This window comes from Streptomyces sp. NPDC055815 (assembly GCF_053616475.1).
The window spans coordinates 168,705-186,010 of the sequence record NZ_JBSHDU010000001.1 but is presented as its reverse complement, the minus strand read 5'-3'; the positions used below and the strand labels follow the sequence as shown (position 1 = coordinate 186,010).

The window sequence follows — 17,306 nt, the reverse complement described above, 5'->3', positions numbered from 1 at the left end:
TGGCTCCTCGGTCAGGGGGGAGGGGGCGGGGGTCAGCCGGCGGCCGTGAAGGTCAGGTGTTCCACGGGCCCGGACAGTGCGGACTTCACGGTGACGCTGACGTCGTCGGCGAGCACCTCGACGGCGCCGGCCTCCAGGCCGTCGACGATCCGTGCGGCCACGTCGGCGGGCTTCGCCTTGCTCCGGTCGAGGGCGGAGACCATGTCCGTGTCGATGAATCCGGCGTGCACACCGACGACCTGTGTGTGCTGCGGCGCCAGTTCGAGCCGGAGCGAGTTCGTGAGGGACCAGGCCGCGGCCTTGGAGGCCCCGTACGCTCCGCTGCCCGCCAGCCAGGACAGCACGGAGTGCATGTTCACCAGCGCTCCGCCGCCGTTCGCGGCGAGGACGGGCGCGAACGCCCGGGCCACCCGCAAGGGCCCGAAGACATTGACGTCGAAGGTCTCGGCCGTCTGCCCGAAGTCGCCCGTGAGCAGCGGCGAGGGCAGCAGGACCCCGGCGTTGTTGAACACGATCTCGGCGTCCGGGGCGAGCTCCGCGAGGGCGGCGACCGACTCGGCCGAACGGACGTCGAGCACGGTGGTCACCACCCGCGGGCGCTCGTCCACGTACGCCGAGCGGGCCGTGGAGTACACCTTGCTCGCCCCGCGCGCCAGCACCTCGTCCACGAGCGCGGCACCGAGCCCCCGCCGCCCGCCGGTCACCACGACCACCTTGCCCATCACCGCGACCACGGCACTCACTCCCCATCTGGATAACGATTGCGTTAGTCAGATGCAAGCACGCCAGGGCTGGGTAACGCAAGCATTAGCTACACTGGGATGGTGGCGATGAGGTTCGAGAAACGATTGAGCGACCGGGACGCCTGGTCGATCGGCGACGGGTGCTCGGCCGGGCGGGTGCTCGACCTGCTCAGCACCCGCACGGTCTTCATGGTCGTACGGGAGTGCTTCTACGGCACGACCCGGTTCGAGGACTTCGTGGCGAGGATCGGCACCTCCGCGCCCTCGGTCTCCCGCGCGCTCAAGCAGCTGGAATCGGCCGGGGTGGTGGCGCGCACCCCCTATCAGGAGCCGGGGAAGCGGGCCCGCGACGAGTACCGGCTCACCGAGGCGGGCGAGGACCTGCTGCCGGTCTTCCTGTCGCTGGTCCGCTGGGGTGACGCCCACCTGCAGGACGGCCGTCCACCGCTGGCCTTCGTCGAAGCCAGCAGCGGCCGCCCGCTCAACGTCCGCGTGACCGCCGACCCGGCGCCGGAGGCGTCGTCCGACGACATCGAGATCCGCCTGCACCCCGACTGGCGCCGCGACTGACGCTCCCGCGGTACGAGGAGGCGTACGAGGCTCAGTCCGCGCCCTTCCGGCCGTGGAGGTGCAGCGAGCGCAGGGCCGCTTCGAGGGCGAACCGGTGGTCGGGGTCGAGGAGCCGGTCGCCGAAGTGGTTGTCGAGGTTCCGCAGCCGGTAGCGGACCGTCTGGGCGTGCACGCCCAGCATCTCGCCGACCTGTTCGGCGGGGGCGCGCGTGGAGATGTGCACCCGCAGGGTCTCGATCAGCCGCTCGCGCCGGGTGCCCGAGAGCTCGTCGAGCGGGGCCAGTTCACGCGCCGCGAGATGTGCGGTGAGGGCCGGGTCGGACAGCAGCCACAACGTTGTCAGGTGCTCCTCGCAGTGCACGAGGGGCGCGTGCGCCACGATGCCGTCGTCGATGAGCTGCAGCACCCGCCGCGCCCAGCGGACGGAGTGCGCGGCCTGCACCGGAGGCACGGTCAGACCGACGACGGCGGGGGTGCCGGCCAGGGCGGATTCGAGCATCGCGAGGCGCTGCGGGGTGAGCGGCCCCGGGATGAGCAGATGCGGCTGGGGGAGGCTGAGGTCGGCCAGGACGTCCCGGTCGAGCCCCGCCTGGACGAGCTCGGCGACCGGAGGACGCAGGGCCACCAGGGTGCACTCGGAGGGGAGCTGCCAGGAGGCCTCCTGGCACAGCTCGGCGATCGTTGCCCGGGGCAGCGGCGGACCCGCGACGACGAGGTGGAGTAACTGTCGCCTCCGCGCCGCCACGTCGGACACGGCACGGGCCTGGGCCATGACGTAGCCCTCGCGGGACAGGGCTTCGAGCTCCTCGACGTACGCGAAGAGGGCGTCCGCGAAGGCCAGGATCAGGGTGGGGGAGAGGTTGTAGGTGCGGCCGATGATTTTGGCCCGGCGCAGCGCGATGCGCGCCCCGAGGCGGTAGGCGCCCTGCAGGCTGTCGAGGTCACGGCCCTCGTAGGCCTCCACGCGGCCGAACTTGCGCAGCAGCTCGTCCCGGAGGGCCGACTTCGTGCCGGGCGTGGCGACCCGTTCCACGAAGGCCGCCAGGGCCTGTTCCACGCCCTGACGGATGGCGTCCGAGTGCGGTCCGTTGAAGAGATGGGCGTACACGGGGTAGGTCCGCTGGACCTCCAGGCCGATCTCCTTGATGAGGCCCGGGATCTCCGGTCTCATCAGGTCGGCGAACTCCCTGGGGAGCGGGTCGAGCGGCTCGCCGATGTTCGGGGACTGTGCGGTTGCGGGCATGGAACCGATCCCTTGCTCTCCTGCGCGACCGGTGGGGAGCGGCGGTGCGGCGCCCTCCGTCGTGGGGTGGGCGCCGCCTCGGCCGTCAGGTGCGTACCAACGGGGACTGCTGAAGCTAAATCAACTGCTGTGTGCTGTACACAACTTGCGCAAGAGTTGGCGGTCCGGAGGCCCGTACGCCGCCTGACTAGACCGGGAATCGCCCCTGGGTGGCCGTTACCTGACGGCCGAGTGCCAGTTCTGGGAGAACACCTTGCCGGCGTCGGGGGCGAGGACGCCGGGCGCGTAGAGGCCGGTCAGGTAGGTCTGGGTGTTGTTCAGGGTGAGGCTGTTCCGGCCGGCCGCGGCGGGCAGCCCCGTCTTGAGGTTGACCGCACCGTTGACCAGGCCGAGCCCGAGACCGCAGCCGCTGGCGCCGGGGACGGCGAAGGTGGTGTCGACCTGGGTGGAGCCGAGGAGGTTGAGACGGCTCATGTCGCCCTCCTCGTTCGGGGTGCCGTCGCCGCTGTAGCGCTCGACGGAGAAGTCCGGCGCGGTCTTGTTGCTCGGGTGCAGGAGGATCGGGTTGGACTTCGTCCCGATGTAGCAGTTGCTGCCGAGGAACGGGTTCTCCAGGTGGATCCGGACCGGGACGGTCACGATCGGCATGTCGGTGAGGACGCCCGCGATCTGGTCGAAGTCCGAGGGCGTGCCGACCGATTCCATGGTGGCGGTGATCTTGTTGAGGTTGGCGTCGGACAGCTGCCGGCAGATGTCGGTGATGAACGGGATGTCGCTCGGACACATCAGGCCGAGCAGGCCGCCGGGGACGGTGGCGGGGTCCGCGATGAGCGCGCCGGCGGGCGGGGGGACGACGGTGTTGGTGCCGTCGGCGTTCTGGATCACGGCGAACTGGAGGTTCGTCCTGCCGGTGACGACCGTCGTGTTGCCGAGCTTGATGGAGCCGCCGGCCGAGGAGGAGGACACGCACTGCGGCGACTTGTCGAGACCGTCGGCGGCGAGCACCGCGGGGGCGTCGACGGGGCACCGGTCGAACGGGGCCCAGTCGCCGTTCAGCTGCGGAGTGGCCGCGGTCGCCGTGCCGACGGAGACGAAGGCGCCGAGCGCGGTCAGTGCGGAGAGGGTGGCGAGTCTCGTACGGGAGGAGACGAGGGACATGGCGGATGCCTTCCGTCGGGGAGATGGGGGACGGCCGGGTCGGTTCAGAGTTCGGGCTTGGGGACCACGTACGGCTGGCGGTCCTCGGTGCACTGGCCCTCGGTGGGCACCTCGACGCCCACGGCGCAGGTCTGGCCCTGGATCTGCTTGATGTAGTTGCCGGGTCCTGAGATGGAGGCGGTGAGGAGCCGGTCGAGGTTCTCGCCGCCGGCGCCGCAGCCCTTGAAGGCCGGGATGGTCACCTCGCCGGTGAGCGGGCCGCCGCCGGTGAGGAGGTAGCCGGTCGCGTCCGTTCCGTTGATCAGCTGCCCCTTGCCCAGGAGCACGAGGTGGTCGCCGGGGTACTTGACGGGGTCGGGCTCGGGGGAGCTGAGCGGCTTCTCGGTGCGGCAGTCGGGCCCGACGTCAAGGCGCGTGCCGTTGACCCGGACGTCGAGCACACGCAGGACGAAGCGCGCGCGGATGTAGGTCTCCGAGAGGTTGTCGGGGAAGACCAGGAGGACGTCCGAGTCGACGGTCATGGTCCCGATCTGCTCCAGGACCATGGTGGCCGTGGCCGGCGCGAAGTCGAACGTCAGGAAGGTGGCCTTGAACGGCGGGGTCTGCTTGCGCCCCTGGTAGGAGAGGTGTCCCGTCGACGGGGTGAGGAGGTGGAAGCTTCCGTCCGGCCGGGGGTCGAAGACCGGCTCGCCCTGCTCGATCAGGACGCAGGACACCGGGATGATGTTGGCGCCGTTCAGCTTCCGTACGTTGGAGTAGCCGGTGATGTACGCCGAAAGGGACGTGGGGGTCGGCTTCTCCGTCACGCAGGGCGGTGCGGCCGGCCGGGCCGCCGGGGTGCCGGGCGCGTCCTCGCCGGTCACCGCCGGGCCCCTGCCCCGGTCCGCCTGCTGCCCGGTCCGCGGGTCCTTCGGGGCGCGGCCGTCCGCCGTTCCCGGCACCGGGACCGTCCGTCCCGGGGGTGAGGACGGCCCGGTGGAGGGGGATGCCGACGGGGCGGACGACGAAAGGGGAGGGGTGCTCGGTTCCCCGGTGCCGGGGCCGGAGCCGACCGGAACGGTGGCGAACAGCGTCCGCCCCTCCGCGTCCTGGCCGGGGACGCAGGTGACGGAGAGGGAGGTTGGGGTGGCAGGGGAGGCGGGGGTGGGGGCTGCGCCGCCGGTGGCGCTCGGGGCGAGGTCGAGGGCGAACCCCCCGGCGGTGAGGGTCAGTTCGCCGGTGGTGTCCGTCGTCAAAGTCGGCACGTCCCCGGTCGTGGTGAGCACGAGCGGCCCCTCGGCGGGGACGTCGACCGACTGTGCCGTACCGCTCCAGGTGGCCTGCGCGCGCCGCTCGTTCTGGGCCACGTCGACCGTGAGCCGGGTCTCCGCCCGTACGGCCGAGCCCAGAGAGGCGGTGACGTCGGCCGCGGCCGGGAGTTCCACCGTCGTGGTGACATCCGTGGGCCTGATCTCCTCGCCGGGGGCCGCCCGGTCGGGGAAGGCCGCCGTGATCCGTACCGTCGCGGGCTGCTGTCCCGAGGGCAGGGTGCAGACGTAGGGCAGCGCGGTGTCGACCTTCAGCGTCCCGACGGCGACGGCGGCCGCCGGGAGCAGCGGGGCGAGCGCCACGAACGCGGCGATCGCCGCGCCGCGCACGCGGATTCGGGAAGATCGAGGGGTGGGCCCGGGGCCTCTCATCAGTTGCTCCGCTCGGGTCGTTCGAGTGCCGACGGGGGAAGGCGGCCGGCGAAGGGCGCTCACAGGCCCGCGCCCGCCCGGCCGGGGTCGCCGGCCGGACGGACGCGGGTTTCTGGGTCCTTACGGGTTGGAGCCGACGATCGTCGGAATGGTGCTGGTGCCCGCCACCTTGAAGAGGTACGTGCCCTTGAAGGTGGGCTTGGCGCCGACCGGGACGGCGGAACCGCAGCCGCTCGACGAGACGACGGTGAGCTCGCCCGAGACGCTGTTGACGGCGAGCGCGCCCGTCGAGTTGGTGTACGTGCTGGACGCCTTGCCCGTCACACGGAACACACAGGCGCCGACGGTCACCGTGGCGTCGACGTTGCCGACGTAGCCCTTGGTGACGCCCGTCGAGGCGGTGTAGTCCTGCGCCACGATCGTCCACGGGGTGGTCGGGACGGTGGTCACGGGGCCGAGGACGCTGGTGCAGGGCGTGCCACTGGCGCCGAAGGCGATGGAGTTGATGGTGCCGACGGTCGCCGGGTTGCCGGTGGTGCTCTGGCCCGAGCCCGAACCGTTCGACTTCGTACACGTCATGGCGATGCCGTTGACGCTGAGGACGATGTTCCCGCTGTTGACCGCGGTGATACTGGCCGGGGAGGGGCTGACGGTCCAGACCGTGGACGCCACCGCCGACGCGGGGCTCACGGACAGGGCGAACGCGGCCGAGGCGGCTCCGGCGACGACGGCGAGCTTTCTGATGGGCTTCTTCATGGCTCTGGGACTCTCCTTGGGGATTGACCGGCAGAGGGTGGCCGCGGTGGGGGTCGAGCGGCCGACGGCCCGACATTTCTCGGCCGCGAAACCAGACGTTACTTGCGGGAAACTTAGCTGAACAATGGCGAAGCCCATGATTCTTTGGAGATGTCGGAATGCCTGTCAAGTGGGTGAGCGATGGCGTGAATCCCCTTGGTTCCCGGGTGCGTATTGTCGACAATTCTGATCGATCGCCGAGATCTCCCACCCCTCTCCCCGGTGATAAGCGCTGAAACAGAACTGTCTCCCGGGTGACAAATGTTTCGCCGTTCGATCCCGTGCCGGGAAAACTCGGAATCGGCTATTGCCGCGAGAGGTTACTCGGCCGTAGCGTTCCCGGGGCGGCACCCCGCCGCAGGTCGGCGCAGCTCCCTGTCTCCACGGAGACAAAGTCGAACCCGGCCTTGTCTCCCCGGTGACAAATACGAGAGCGGATCAAGAAAATCGGTACCCGCCTATTGTCCGGGTGATCCGCACCGCCTTAACGTGCGCCCGCAGCGCACACCCGACGCACGCTTGCTGGAGGTGGGATGGGAATCGAAGTAGTCGTTGAGGGTCTGACCATGTCCTTTGGCAAGCAGAACATCTGGCAGGACGTGTCGCTGACCCTGCCGGCCGGAGAGGTCAGCGTCATGCTCGGCCCTTCCGGGACCGGGAAGACCGTTTTCCTGAAATCGCTCATCGGACTGCTGAAACCCCAGCAGGGCCGTGTCCTCATCAACGGTGTCGACATGGTCAGCAGCCCCGAACGGGACATCTACGAGACCCGGAAGCTCTTCGGCCTCATGTTCCAGGACGGCGCCCTGTTCGGCTCCATGAGCCTCTTCGACAACATCGCCTTCCCGCTGCGCGAGCACACCCGCAAGCGGGAGACCGAGATCCGGCGCATCGTCATGGAACGCATCGAACTCGTCGGCCTCCTCGGCGCGGAGGACAAGCTGCCGGGCGAGATCAGCGGCGGCATGCGCAAACGTGCCGGCCTGGCCCGCGCGCTCGTCCTCGACCCGCAGATCGTGCTGTGCGACGAGCCCGACTCCGGACTCGACCCGGTCCGCACCGCCTACCTGTCCCAGCTGCTCATCGACCTCAACGCCCGGATCGACGCGACGATGCTCATCGTCACCCACAACCTCGACATCGCCGCCACCGTCCCCGACAACATGGGGATGTTCTTCCGGCGCAGGCTCGTCACCTTCGGGCCCCGCGAGGTCCTCCTCACCAGCGACGAACCGGTCGTGACCCAGTTCCTCGCCGGCCGCCGCGAAGGCCCCATCGGCATGTCCGAGGAGAAGGACGCCGCCCTCCTCGCCGCCGAGGCGGACAAGCCGGCCGGCCGGCCGACGGCACCCCGCGCCATCGTCCCGCAGCTGGAACCCTCCCCGGGCCTGCCGCCCCGCGCGGCCGTCACCCGGCGCCGGGAGCGCGTCCTCGGCATGCTCGACCAGCTCCCGCCCGCCGCCCGCGCCGCCATCCGCGACACCTACGCGCGGACCGCCCCGGCGCCCACCCTCACCCTGCCGGCCACCGGGAGCGGCTCGTGATCACCGGCGCACTGCGGCAGACCGGCCGCCTCTTCGCCCTCGCCGCCGAGGTGAGCCGCGCCGCCTTCCGGCGGCCCTTCCAGTTCCGCGAGTTCATCGAGCAGTTCTGGTTCGTCGCGAGCGTCACCATCCTGCCCGCCGCACTCGTCTCCATCCCCTTCGGCGCCGTCATCGCCCTCCAGGTCGGCTCCCTCACCCAGCAGCTCGGAGCCCAGTCGTTCACCGGCGGCGCCAGCGTCCTCGCCGTCATCCAGCAGGCCGGCCCGCTCATCGTGGCCCTCCTGATCGCCGGCGCCGGCGGCTCCGCCATCTGCGCCGACCTCGGCTCCCGCAAGATCCGGGAGGAACTCGACGCGATGGAGGTCATGGGCGTCTCACCCGTCCAGCGACTCGTCGTCCCGCGCGTCCTCGCCACCATGGCGGTCGCCGTGCTCCTCAACGGCATGGTCTCCGTCGTCGGCACCCTGGGCGGCTACTTCTTCAACATCGTCCTCCAGGGCGGCACCCCCGGCGCGTACCTCTCCAGCTTCTCCGCCCTCGCCCAGCTGCCCGACCTCTACATCAGCGAACTCAAGGCCCTGATCTTCGGGTTCATCGCCGGCATCGTCGCCGCCTACCGCGGACTCAACCCCCGCGGCGGACCCAAGGGCGTCGGCGACGCCGTCAACCAGTCCGTCGTCATCACCTTCATGCTGCTGTTCTTCGTGAACATGGTGCTCACGGGCATCTACCTGCAGATCGTCCCGCCGAAGGGAGGCTGAGACCGATGGCCTCCCCGTTCGTGTGGCTCGACCGGTCAGGCGACCAGCTCCTGTTCTACCTCCGGGCCCTGCTCTGGATCCCCCGGACCCTGCGCCGCTACCTCAAGGAGGTGCAACGGCTCCTCGCCGAGGTCGCCTTCGGCTCCGGCGGCCTCGGCGTCATCGGCGGCACCATCGGCGTCATGATCGCGATGACGCTGTTCACCGGAACCGTCGTCGGCCTCCAGGGCTACGCGGCCCTCGACCAGATCGGCACCGCCGCCTTCACCGGATTCGTCTCCGCGTACTTCAACACCCGCGAGATCGCCCCGCTCGTCGCCGGACTCGCCCTCTCCGCCACCGTCGGCGCCGGATTCACCGCCCAGCTCGGCGCCATGCGCATCAACGAAGAGGTCGACGCCCTCGAAGGCATGGGCATCCGCTCCATGCCGTACCTGGTCACCACCCGCATCATCGCCGGCGTCGTCGCCATCGTCCCGCTCTACGCCATCGGCCTGCTCTCCTCCTACCTGGCCTCCCGTTACATCACGGTCCTCTTCAACGGCCAGTCCCAGGGGACCTACGACCACTACTTCAACCTCTTCCTGTCACCGACGGACGTCCTCCTCTCGGTGCTGAAAGTGCTGATCTTCAGCGTGATGGTGATCATCGCCCACTGCTACTACGGCTTCCGCGCCTCCGGCGGCCCCGCCGGCGTCGGCATCGCCGTCGGCCGCTCCGTACGCAACGCCATCGTGCTGATCAGCGTCACCGACTTCTTCCTGTCGCTGGCCCTCTGGGGCGCGACCACGACCGTGAAGGTGGCGGGGTGAGATGAGCGACTCACGTGCCGAGACCGTCCGGCGCCGGTTCGCCGGCGTCGTCTTCCTCCTGGTGCCCGCCCTGCTCGCCTCGCTGGCGGTCGCCGTCTACGACAAACGCTTCACCGACTCCGACCCGATCACCGTCGAGACCGGCAGCGTCGGCAACGAGATGCACCTCGGGGCCGAGGTGAAACTGCGCGGCGTCGTCATCGGCGAGGTCCGCGCCATCGACGCCACCGACGGCGGAGCCCGGCTCACCCTCGCCATGCGGCCCGGCACCCTGCGCCACGTCCCCTCCGACGTCCGCGCGCAGATGCTGCCCACGACCCTCTTCGGCGAACGGTTCGTGGCCCTCGTACCGCCCGCGACCCCCTCCGCGCAGCCGCTCGGCCCCGGAGACGTCATCCCCGAGGACCGGTCGAGCAACGCCGTGGAACTCCAGCAGGTCCTCGACAACGTCCTGCCCCTGCTCACGGCCGTCCAGCCGCAGAAACTGTCGGCGACCCTCTCCGCCGTCTCCCGCGCCCTGGAGGGGCGCGGCGACAAGCTCGGCGAGACCCTCGCCCGACTCGACGCCCACCTGCGCGAGTTCAACCCCCACCTGCCCGCCCTCACCCGCGACCTGAAAGAGCTCGTGAAGGTCAGCCACCTCTACGCGGACGCCGCCCCCGACATCGTCACCGCGCTCACCGACTTCACGAAGACCAGCGGCACCCTGGCCGAGAAGGAGGGCGAGCTCGCCGGCACCTTCGGCGCCACCACCCGGACGGCCCAGGACCTGACCGCCTTCCTGCGGCAGAACAAGAACAACATCATCCGCCTCAGCGCCACCGGCAGGCCCACCCTGGAACTGCTCGCCGAGTACTCCCCGTCCTTCCCCTGCACACTGCGCACCCTCGCCCAGTTCGTGCCCGCCATGGACAAGGCCCTCGGGAAGGGCACCGACCAGCCGGGACTGCACGTCGAGGTGACCACCGTCCCCTCGCGCGGTGCCTACGTCCCGGGCCGTGACACGCCCTCGTACGGCTCCGGCGGCGGCCCCCACTGCTACCCCGTGCCCTACCTGGGCGTCCCGGCCGCACCCGCCGCACGGGCGTCCGCCGCGGCCGACCAGGAGCTCGGGCCCGCCAACTCCCCGCAGGAGAACGACCTCGTCAACGAACTCCTCGCCCCCGCCGCGAAGAAGCGGCCCGGCGACCTGCCCGACTGGTCCAGCCTGCTCGCGGGACCGGCGTTCCGCGGTGCGGAGGTGACCCTCCGATGACGACACGGCCCTCCCACACGCGACGACGCGGCCTGACCGGGACCGTCCTCAAGTCCCTCGCCTTCGTCCTCGTCACGGCCCTCGCCACCACGGTCCTCGGCCTCAGCATCGCCAACACCGGCGTCGGCTCGGCCACCCGCTCGTACAAGGCGCTCTTCACCGACGTCACCGGGCTCGTCGAGGGCGACTCCGTGCGCATCTCCGGAGTGAAGGTGGGCGAGGTGACCGACGTGCGCGTCGTCCAGCGGCGCACCGCCCAGGTCACCTTCACGGTCCGCGAGGACCGCACCCTGCCCCGGTCCGCGACCGCCGCCGTGAAGTACCTCAACATGGTCGGGCAGCGGTACGTCTCCCTCGACCGCGGCACCGGCGACCTGACCGGCACCCTGAACGCCGGCGACACCATCCCGCTCGAACGCACCACCCCCGCACTCGACCTGACCCTGCTCTTCAACGGCTTCAAACCACTCTTCGAGGGACTCTCGCCCGCCGACGTCAACGACCTCGCAGGCTCCCTCGTCCAGGTCCTCCAGGGCGAGAGCGGCACCGTCGACAGCCTCCTGCGGCACATCGGCTCCCTCACCAGGACCGTGGCCGCCAAGGACAAGGTCATCGGCGAGGTCGTCACCCACCTCAACACGGTCCTCACCACCCTCAACAACCGCGAGGCCGCCTTCGGGGACCTCGTCGTCACCCTCCAGAAACTCGTCACCGGCTTCAACACCGACCGCAAACCCCTCGGCGAGGCGGTCAAGGCCATCGGCGACCTCACCACGACGACCGCCGGACTCCTCCAGGAGGGCCGCGCCCCCCTCAAGAAGGACATCCGCGAACTCGGCCGGCTCTCGGGCACCCTCGGCGACCACACCCCCGCCATCGAGACCTTCCTCGCCCACACCCCCGGCAAGATGACGGCCCTCGCCCGGCTCTCCTCGTACGGATCGTGGTTCAACCTCTACCTCTGCGAGGCGCGCGTGAGCGGCGTGGGAACCTCCGACGGCTCCAGGCCGCCGACCGGCATCGCCGTGACCGAGACGAGGTGCCGCGGATGAGCCCGCGCGTCCGGCTCAAGCCGGTCAAGGAGCGCAATCCCGTCGCCGTCGCCCTCGTCGGACTGCTGGTCCTCGCCCTCATGGCGGTCCTGGCGTACAACGTGGAACGGCTGCCCCTCGTCGGCGGCGACACCGCCTACAGCGCCGACTTCACCGAGGCCGCCGGACTCGACGCCGGCGACGAGGTCCGCATCGCCGGGGTCAAGGTCGGCCAGGTCACCGAGGTCGCGCTCGACGGCCCCAAGGTCAAGGTGACCTTCGAGGTCGGCGGCGCCTGGATCGGCGACCGCTCGACCGCCGCCATCGCCATCAAGACCCTCCTCGGCGAGAAGTACCTGGCGCTCGACCCGCTGGGGTCCGCCCCGCAGGCCCCCGGAACCCGCATCCCGCAGTCCCGCACCACGTCCCCGTACGACGTGACGCAGGCCTTCCAGGACCTCGGCGGCACCGTCGACGCCATCGACACCGAGAAGCTCGCCGAGAGCTTCCAGACCATCTCCGACACCTTCAAGAACTCCCCGCCGCACGTACGCAACGCCGCCACCGGCCTCTCCGCACTGTCGAAGTCCGTCTCCACGCGCGACACCGAACTCGCCCGGCTCCTGGAGAACAGCAAGAAGTTCACCAAGACCCTGGAGGACAAGAAGTCCAGCTTCGAGATCCTCATCGAGGACGGCGGTTCGCTGCTCGGGGAGCTCACGAAGCGCCGCGAGGCCATCCGCGCCCTGCTCAAGGGAAGCCGCGACCTGGGCACCGAGCTCAGCGGCCTCGTCGGCGACAACAACCGGCAGCTCGGCCCCACCCTCAAGGCCCTCAGCCGCGTCACCGGCGTCCTGGAGAAGAACAGCGGCCAGCTCGACAAGACGCTCGCGCTGATCGGCCCCTACTACCGGCTCGTCGGCAACACCCTCGGCAGCGGCCGCTGGTTCGACAGCTACCTGTGCGGCGTGGTGCCCCGCACCTATCTGCCCGAGGCCTCGCAGCCCAAGACCGGATGCCAGCCGCCGAAACAGACGGCGACGGCCAAGGGGAGCGGTGAACGATGACCAAGCCCAGAGAGCCCCTCGTCGCCGGGCTCGCCCTCGCGGTGCTCGCGGCCTGCGGCCTCGTCGCCGTCCGCGTCCTCGACGACGACGGCATCCGCGTCACCGCCTCCTTCGACCGGGCGGTCGGCATCTACGCCGGATCCGACCTGCGCGTCCTCGGCGTACGCGTGGGAGAGGTGGAGTCCGTGGAACCGCAAGGCACCCGGGTACGCGTCGCACTCCGCCTCGACGAAGGCGTGCGCGTCCCCGCCGACGCCCGTGCCCTCGTCGTCGCCCCGAGCATCGTCGCCGACCGGTACGTCCAGCTCACCCCCGCCTACAGCACCGGCCCCGCCCTCGCCGACGGCGCCGAGCTGCCCGCCGCCCGCAACCGCACCCCCGTCGAGATCGACCAGCTCTACGACTCGATCACCGAACTGAGCAAGGCGCTCGGCCCCGACGGCGCCAACTCCGCCGGCGCCCTCTCCGAACTCCTGGACACCGGAGCGAAGAACCTCAAGGGCAACGGCACCGCCATCGGCACCTCCATCGAACAGTTCGGCAAAGCCGCCAAGACCCTGGACGGCAGCAGCGAGAACCTGTTCGCCACCCTCGGGCAGCTCCAGACCTTCACCACCCTGCTCAAGAAGAAGGACGGCGACGTCCGCACCGCACAGGAACGCCTGGACGAGGTCGTCGGCTACTTCGCCGAGAACAAGGACGACCTCGCCGGCGCCCTCAAGGAACTCGGCAAGGCCCTCGCCCAGGTCAAGACCTTCATCAAGGACAACCGCGGCGAACTGAAGAAGAACGTCGACCGGCTCGTCCCCCTCACCCAGACCCTCGTCGACCAGCGGGCCTCCCTCGCGGAGGCGCTCGACGTCGCCCCGCTCGCCGCCGGAAACGTCGTCAACGCGTACAACCCGGCCACCCGCACCCTCGACGGCCGCGCCAACCTCAACGAGATCAGCATGGGCGGCCCCCTGCTGCCGCTGCCGGTCACCGGAGCGTCGTCGGCGAGCACCGGAGGGGGGAAGCGGTGAACGCGGACTCCCTGCCCTCCCGCAAGGCCCTCGGCGCCGGAGCCGTCGGAGCCGTCGCCCTCGGCCTCGGGCTCGCCGTCGTCCTCGGCGCGGTCCCCTCGCACCCCGTCCGGTTCGACGGCATCGAGGACCTCCCGCTGCCCGGCGGCGCCGACCTCGGCCCCCACCCGTACACCGTCACCGCCGAACTCGACGACGTCCTCAGCCTCGTCCCGCAGTCCGCGGTCAAGGTCAACGACGTCGCCGTCGGCCGCGTCACCGCCATCGAACTCGGCACCGGCACCTGGTCCGCCCGCGTCACACTGAAGATCAACGGCGACGTCCGCCTCCCCGCCGACGCCGGCGCCCGCCTGGAGCAGTCCAGCCTCCTCGGCGAGAAGTACATCCAGCTCGTCGCCCCGCGGAAGGACTCCGGCGCACGCCTCACCGACGGCAGCGTCATCCCCCTCGCGCGCACCAGCCGCAACACCGAGGTCGAGGAGGTGTTCGGCGCCCTGTCCCTGCTCCTCAACGGCGGCGGCGTCAACCAGCTCAAGACCATCACCCGCGAACTCGACGCGGCGCTCGGCGGCCGCGAACCCGAGGTCCGCTCGATGCTGAACCGCGTGAACACCCTGGTCACGAACCTCGACGCGCACCGCGGCGACATCACCCGTGCCCTCGACGGCGTCAACCGGCTCTCCGCGACCCTCGCCGGCCGCAAGAAGGACGTCGACACCGTCCTCACCGGCCTCTCGCCCGGCCTGAAGACGCTGGAGAAACAGCGGGGCTCCCTGCTGACCATGCTGCGCGCCCTGGACACCCTCTCCGGCGTCGCCGTCTCCACCGTCGACGCGAGCAAGAAGGACATGGTCGCCGACCTCAAGGCCCTGGCCCCGACCCTGACGGCCCTCGCGGACGCCGGAGCCGACCTGCCCGCCTCGCTCCAGGTGCTCCTCACGTATCCGTTCACCGACGAAGTGATGCGCGGCATCAAGGGCGACTACCTCAACACCTATCTCCACCTCGCCGCCGCCCCCGGCACCGAGGTCATCCCGCCCCTCATCCCCAAGGCAGAACCCACCCCGACCCCCACCCCCTCGGCCCCCGAGCCGACCTCCCGGCGGCGAGCGGGGACCGACGGAACCGCGCCGAGCCCGCGATCGGCGCTGCCCCTGCCCCCGGTCACGACCGGCACCACACCCCCGGCCGGAGGCGACAACCGGTGATCACCCGAACCGTCCGACTGAAGAACCTCGCGTTCCTCGTCATCGCCGTACTCGTCCTCGGCTTCGTCGGCGTCCGCTACGCCGACCTCGGCCGCTACGCAGGCGTCGCCGACCACTACACCGTCCGCGTCCATCTCGCCCGTACGGGAGGCCTGTTCACCCACTCCGACGTCACCTACCGGGGCGTCTCCGTCGGCCGCGTCGGAGCCATCGACCTCACCGCCGACGGAGTCGTCGCCGAACTGCGCATCAAGAACTCGGCCCCCCGGATCCCCGCCGACGCGCGCGCCGTGGTCGCCGGACTCTCCGCCGTCGGCGAGCAGTACATCGACCTCCGCCCCGAGAGCGACGGCGGACCCTTCCTCGCCGACGGCGCCCGCATCGAACAGTCCGACACCGAAGTCCCGGCGCCCGTCACCGACGTGCTCGCGAGCATGAACGACCTCACCCGCTCCGTACCCCTGGACTCCCTGCGCACGGTCGTCGACGAACTCGGCAAGGCCTTCGAGGGCCACGGCGACGACCTCCAGGTCCTCCTCGACAGCGGCAGCCGGTTCGTCCAGGCCGCCGACCGTTCCCTGCCGGCCACCACCCGGCTCATCGACGACGGCGAGGTCGTCCTGCGCACCCAGGCCGACGAGAGCCGCGCCATCCGGGACTTCGCCACCGGCGCCCGCGACCTCGCCGCCACCCTCAAGGGCTCCGACACCGACCTGCGCCGCCTCCTTGCCGTCACCCCCGACGCGACCGGCCAGGTCAGCGGCCTCCTGCGCGATCTCGACCCGAGCCTCGGCGTCGTCCTCGCCAACCTCCTCACCACCTCGGAGATCGCCGTCACCCGGCAGCGCGGCACGGAGGAACTCCTCGTGAAGTTCCCGGCGGCCGTCTCGGCGGGAGCCACCACCGTCGACGGAGGACACGTGAACTTCGGCATGGCCGTCACCTTCTTCAAGCCGCTGCCCTGCACCTCCGGATACGGCGGCACGCGCTACCGCAACGGACTCGACCTGGGGACCGCGCCCGCCCTCAACACCCGCGCCTCCTGCACGTCCCCGTCCTCCACCGGCGTCAACGTCCGCGGCTCGGCCCACGCACCGAAGAGCGGCGGCGTCCCCACCCCGGCCCGGCCCGGCTCCCTGCCCTCCGGCAGCGCACGCACCACGGCCGGCACGCAGCAGGCGCTGCCCGGCGCGCTCGCCCTTCCCGGCGACACCGGCGGACCGACGGACATGGCCGGCCTCCTCGGCCTCACCGGCGGGAGCACCCGATGAAGCGCGCCCAGGCCCTGGGCACCGCCGCCCTCGTCGTCGCCCTCGGCTTCTGCGGGACCGGAGCCTGGGCCTACGCCCAGGCCCGTACCGACGAGGAACTCGCCTTCGGCCGCGAACGCGACACCGCCCTCGCCGAGGGACGCAGCCGCATCACCGTCCTGAACACCCTCGACGCCTCGACCCGCGAACGCGCCGCGGCGGGCATCCGTGCCTGGCGCGACGCCTCCACCGGACCCCTCCGCACCGAACTCGGCCGCACCGAACCCACGGTCGGCGCCTCGGCACGCGCCACCGTCACCGAAGCCGCGCTCACCGCCCTCGACACCAGGGCCGGTACGGCGAAACTCATCGCGACCGTACGCGTCGACGTCACCCCGCGCGGAGCCACGACCGCCACCACCGACCGCAAACGCCTGGAGGCCGTCCTGACCCGCACGGGCGCGCACACATGGAGAGTCGCGGCCCTGAGCGCGGTGCCGGTCGCCGGAGCGGAGGGCGGGGACCGATGACACGACTGCTGCGCAGGACGACAGCCGGGGACGCGGAGACCGACGGGGGAGAGGCAGCCCTCGGCGATGACCGGCCGGAGCCGACTCCGGCCACGGACGGGGACGCGACGGCACCCACCGGCACAGCCGGACGCCGCTCCGCCACCGCCTGGCGCAAAGCCGCCCTCGCCGCCGCCCTCACCGCCCTCCTCCTCGGCGGGAGCGGCTTCTTCCACGCCGCCCACCACCTCCGCTCCACCCCGTCGGCCCGCAACCACGCGCTCACCGACACCGAGGCGACCACCCGCGTGAGCGGCGACGTGGCCGAAGGACTCGCCCGGGTGTTCTCCTACACGGCGAACACCGACGCCGCCGAACGGTCCGCCCGCACCGTCCTCGCGGGGCGCGCCGCCCGCGAGTACAGCGACCTGCTCGCCCAGGTCCGCGCCAGTCTCGTCGACCAGCGCATCACCCTCTCCACCCAGGCCGTCCGCACCGGGGTGATCGCACTCGACGGGGACAGCGCGCGCCTCCTCGTCTTCCTCGACCAGACCTCGCGGCGCGACAAGGCCGCCGCCACCTCCGCGGCGGCCCAGCTCACCGTCACCGCGAAGTACCAGGGGGACCGGTGGCTGATCGTCGACATCAAGGCCCGCTGA

Annotated in this window: 17 protein-coding genes; 12 read left to right on the top strand and 5 right to left on the bottom strand. The window is 71.1% G+C overall.

The genetic code is table 11. From position 1 onward, the window contains the following. Positions 1-32: 32 nt before the first annotated feature. Complete coding sequence (locus ACWGN5_RS00980) at positions 33-743, bottom strand: SDR family oxidoreductase (RefSeq protein WP_453510355.1); 711 nt, start codon at positions 741-743, stop codon at positions 33-35. An 87-nt stretch (positions 744-830) separates the two neighbouring features. Between ACWGN5_RS00980 and ACWGN5_RS00975 the strand changes: the two genes are divergently transcribed. After that, on the top strand, positions 831-1,313 hold the full coding sequence (locus tag ACWGN5_RS00975) for a winged helix-turn-helix transcriptional regulator (RefSeq protein ID WP_453510621.1): 483 nt from the start codon (positions 831-833) through the stop codon (positions 1,311-1,313). 31 nt (positions 1,314-1,344) lie between these two features. Here the strand turns inward: ACWGN5_RS00975 and ACWGN5_RS00970 are convergent, their stop codons facing one another. The 4 genes from ACWGN5_RS00970 to ACWGN5_RS00955 all read right to left on the bottom strand — a co-directional run bounded on the left by ACWGN5_RS00970 (position 1,345) and on the right by ACWGN5_RS00955 (position 6,149). Continuing rightward, complete coding sequence (locus ACWGN5_RS00970) at positions 1,345-2,556, bottom strand: PucR family transcriptional regulator (RefSeq protein WP_453510354.1); 1,212 nt, start codon at positions 2,554-2,556, stop codon at positions 1,345-1,347. A gap of 216 nt (positions 2,557-2,772) precedes the next feature. Beyond that, positions 2,773-3,714: a hypothetical protein gene (locus tag ACWGN5_RS00965; RefSeq protein ID WP_453510352.1), complete on the bottom strand. Its 942-nt coding sequence runs from the start codon at positions 3,712-3,714 to the stop codon at positions 2,773-2,775. Between the two features lie 44 nt (positions 3,715-3,758). Further along, positions 3,759-5,351 carry a DUF6801 domain-containing protein gene (locus ACWGN5_RS00960; protein ID WP_453510351.1) on the bottom strand — a complete coding sequence of 531 codons (1,593 nt, stop codon included), beginning with the start codon at positions 5,349-5,351 and terminating at the stop codon, positions 3,759-3,761. A gap of 162 nt (positions 5,352-5,513) precedes the next feature. Further along, positions 5,514-6,149 (bottom strand): hypothetical protein, encoded by a 636-nt coding sequence (locus tag ACWGN5_RS00955; RefSeq protein ID WP_453510349.1) that lies wholly within the window; start codon positions 6,147-6,149, stop codon positions 5,514-5,516. A gap of 572 nt (positions 6,150-6,721) precedes the next feature. Between ACWGN5_RS00955 and ACWGN5_RS00950 the strand changes: the two genes are divergently transcribed. From ACWGN5_RS00950 to ACWGN5_RS00900, 11 genes are read left to right on the top strand one after another with little or no spacing between them, the layout of a single operon-like run. Next, a complete protein-coding gene (locus ACWGN5_RS00950) occupies positions 6,722-7,732 on the top strand; it encodes an ABC transporter ATP-binding protein (protein WP_453510347.1) in 1,011 nt (336 codons plus the stop codon). Beyond that, the gene (locus tag ACWGN5_RS00945; protein WP_453510346.1) at positions 7,729-8,493 is read left to right on the top strand and encodes an MlaE family ABC transporter permease; all 765 of its coding nucleotides are present in this window, start codon (positions 7,729-7,731) and stop codon (positions 8,491-8,493) included. The genes ACWGN5_RS00950 and ACWGN5_RS00945 overlap by 4 nt, the downstream gene beginning before the upstream one ends. Before the next feature lie 5 nt (positions 8,494-8,498). Next, on the top strand, positions 8,499-9,305 hold the full coding sequence (locus tag ACWGN5_RS00940; protein WP_453510344.1) for an MlaE family ABC transporter permease: 807 nt from the start codon (positions 8,499-8,501) through the stop codon (positions 9,303-9,305). A 1-nt stretch (position 9,306) separates the two neighbouring features. Next, the gene (locus ACWGN5_RS00935) at positions 9,307-10,560 is read left to right on the top strand and encodes an MCE family protein (RefSeq protein WP_453510343.1); all 1,254 of its coding nucleotides are present in this window, start codon (positions 9,307-9,309) and stop codon (positions 10,558-10,560) included. Then, positions 10,557-11,612, top strand: a complete 1,056-nt coding sequence (locus ACWGN5_RS00930; RefSeq protein WP_453510341.1) for an MCE family protein — start codon at positions 10,557-10,559, stop codon at positions 11,610-11,612. The genes ACWGN5_RS00935 and ACWGN5_RS00930 overlap by 4 nt, the downstream gene beginning before the upstream one ends. Next, positions 11,609-12,658, top strand: coding sequence for an MCE family protein (locus ACWGN5_RS00925; RefSeq protein ID WP_453510340.1), 1,050 nt, complete (start codon positions 11,609-11,611; stop codon positions 12,656-12,658). The genes ACWGN5_RS00930 and ACWGN5_RS00925 overlap by 4 nt, the downstream gene beginning before the upstream one ends. Further along, positions 12,655-13,680, top strand: a complete 1,026-nt coding sequence (locus ACWGN5_RS00920) for an MCE family protein (RefSeq protein WP_453510339.1) — start codon at positions 12,655-12,657, stop codon at positions 13,678-13,680. The genes ACWGN5_RS00925 and ACWGN5_RS00920 overlap by 4 nt, the downstream gene beginning before the upstream one ends. Beyond that, positions 13,677-14,888 carry an MCE family protein gene (locus ACWGN5_RS00915; protein WP_453510337.1) on the top strand — a complete coding sequence of 404 codons (1,212 nt, stop codon included), beginning with the start codon at positions 13,677-13,679 and terminating at the stop codon, positions 14,886-14,888. Before ACWGN5_RS00920 ends, ACWGN5_RS00915 begins: the two co-directional genes overlap by 4 nt. Further along, on the top strand, positions 14,885-16,159 hold the full coding sequence (locus tag ACWGN5_RS00910; protein ID WP_453510336.1) for an MCE family protein: 1,275 nt from the start codon (positions 14,885-14,887) through the stop codon (positions 16,157-16,159). Before ACWGN5_RS00915 ends, ACWGN5_RS00910 begins: the two co-directional genes overlap by 4 nt. Further along, a complete protein-coding gene (locus ACWGN5_RS00905; RefSeq protein ID WP_453510334.1) occupies positions 16,156-16,668 on the top strand; it encodes a hypothetical protein in 513 nt (170 codons plus the stop codon). Before ACWGN5_RS00910 ends, ACWGN5_RS00905 begins: the two co-directional genes overlap by 4 nt. After that, positions 16,665-17,306, top strand: a complete 642-nt coding sequence (locus ACWGN5_RS00900) for a hypothetical protein (protein ID WP_453510332.1) — start codon at positions 16,665-16,667, stop codon at positions 17,304-17,306. The genes ACWGN5_RS00905 and ACWGN5_RS00900 overlap by 4 nt, the downstream gene beginning before the upstream one ends.

What these genes read in the sequence shown, in the direction of transcription:
- ACWGN5_RS00975 (WP_453510621.1), top strand. Translation starts at nt 831, where the DNA reads ATGAGGTTCGAGAAACGATTGAGCGACCGGGACGCCTGGTCGATCGGC.
- ACWGN5_RS00970 (WP_453510354.1), bottom strand. Translation starts at nt 2,556, where the DNA reads ATGCCCGCAACCGCACAGTCCCCGAACATCGGCGAGCCGCTCGACCCG.
- ACWGN5_RS00965 (WP_453510352.1), bottom strand. Translation starts at nt 3,714, where the DNA reads ATGTCCCTCGTCTCCTCCCGTACGAGACTCGCCACCCTCTCCGCACTG.
- ACWGN5_RS00955 (WP_453510349.1), bottom strand. Translation starts at nt 6,149, where the DNA reads ATGAAGAAGCCCATCAGAAAGCTCGCCGTCGTCGCCGGAGCCGCCTCG.
- ACWGN5_RS00950 (WP_453510347.1), top strand. Translation starts at nt 6,722, where the DNA reads ATGGGAATCGAAGTAGTCGTTGAGGGTCTGACCATGTCCTTTGGCAAG.
- ACWGN5_RS00940 (WP_453510344.1), top strand. Translation starts at nt 8,499, where the DNA reads ATGGCCTCCCCGTTCGTGTGGCTCGACCGGTCAGGCGACCAGCTCCTG.
- ACWGN5_RS00935 (WP_453510343.1), top strand. Translation starts at nt 9,307, where the DNA reads ATGAGCGACTCACGTGCCGAGACCGTCCGGCGCCGGTTCGCCGGCGTC.
- ACWGN5_RS00930 (WP_453510341.1), top strand. Translation starts at nt 10,557, where the DNA reads ATGACGACACGGCCCTCCCACACGCGACGACGCGGCCTGACCGGGACC.
- ACWGN5_RS00925 (WP_453510340.1), top strand. Translation starts at nt 11,609, where the DNA reads ATGAGCCCGCGCGTCCGGCTCAAGCCGGTCAAGGAGCGCAATCCCGTC.
- ACWGN5_RS00920 (WP_453510339.1), top strand. Translation starts at nt 12,655, where the DNA reads ATGACCAAGCCCAGAGAGCCCCTCGTCGCCGGGCTCGCCCTCGCGGTG.
- ACWGN5_RS00905 (WP_453510334.1), top strand. Translation starts at nt 16,156, where the DNA reads ATGAAGCGCGCCCAGGCCCTGGGCACCGCCGCCCTCGTCGTCGCCCTC.
- ACWGN5_RS00900 (WP_453510332.1), top strand. Translation starts at nt 16,665, where the DNA reads ATGACACGACTGCTGCGCAGGACGACAGCCGGGGACGCGGAGACCGAC.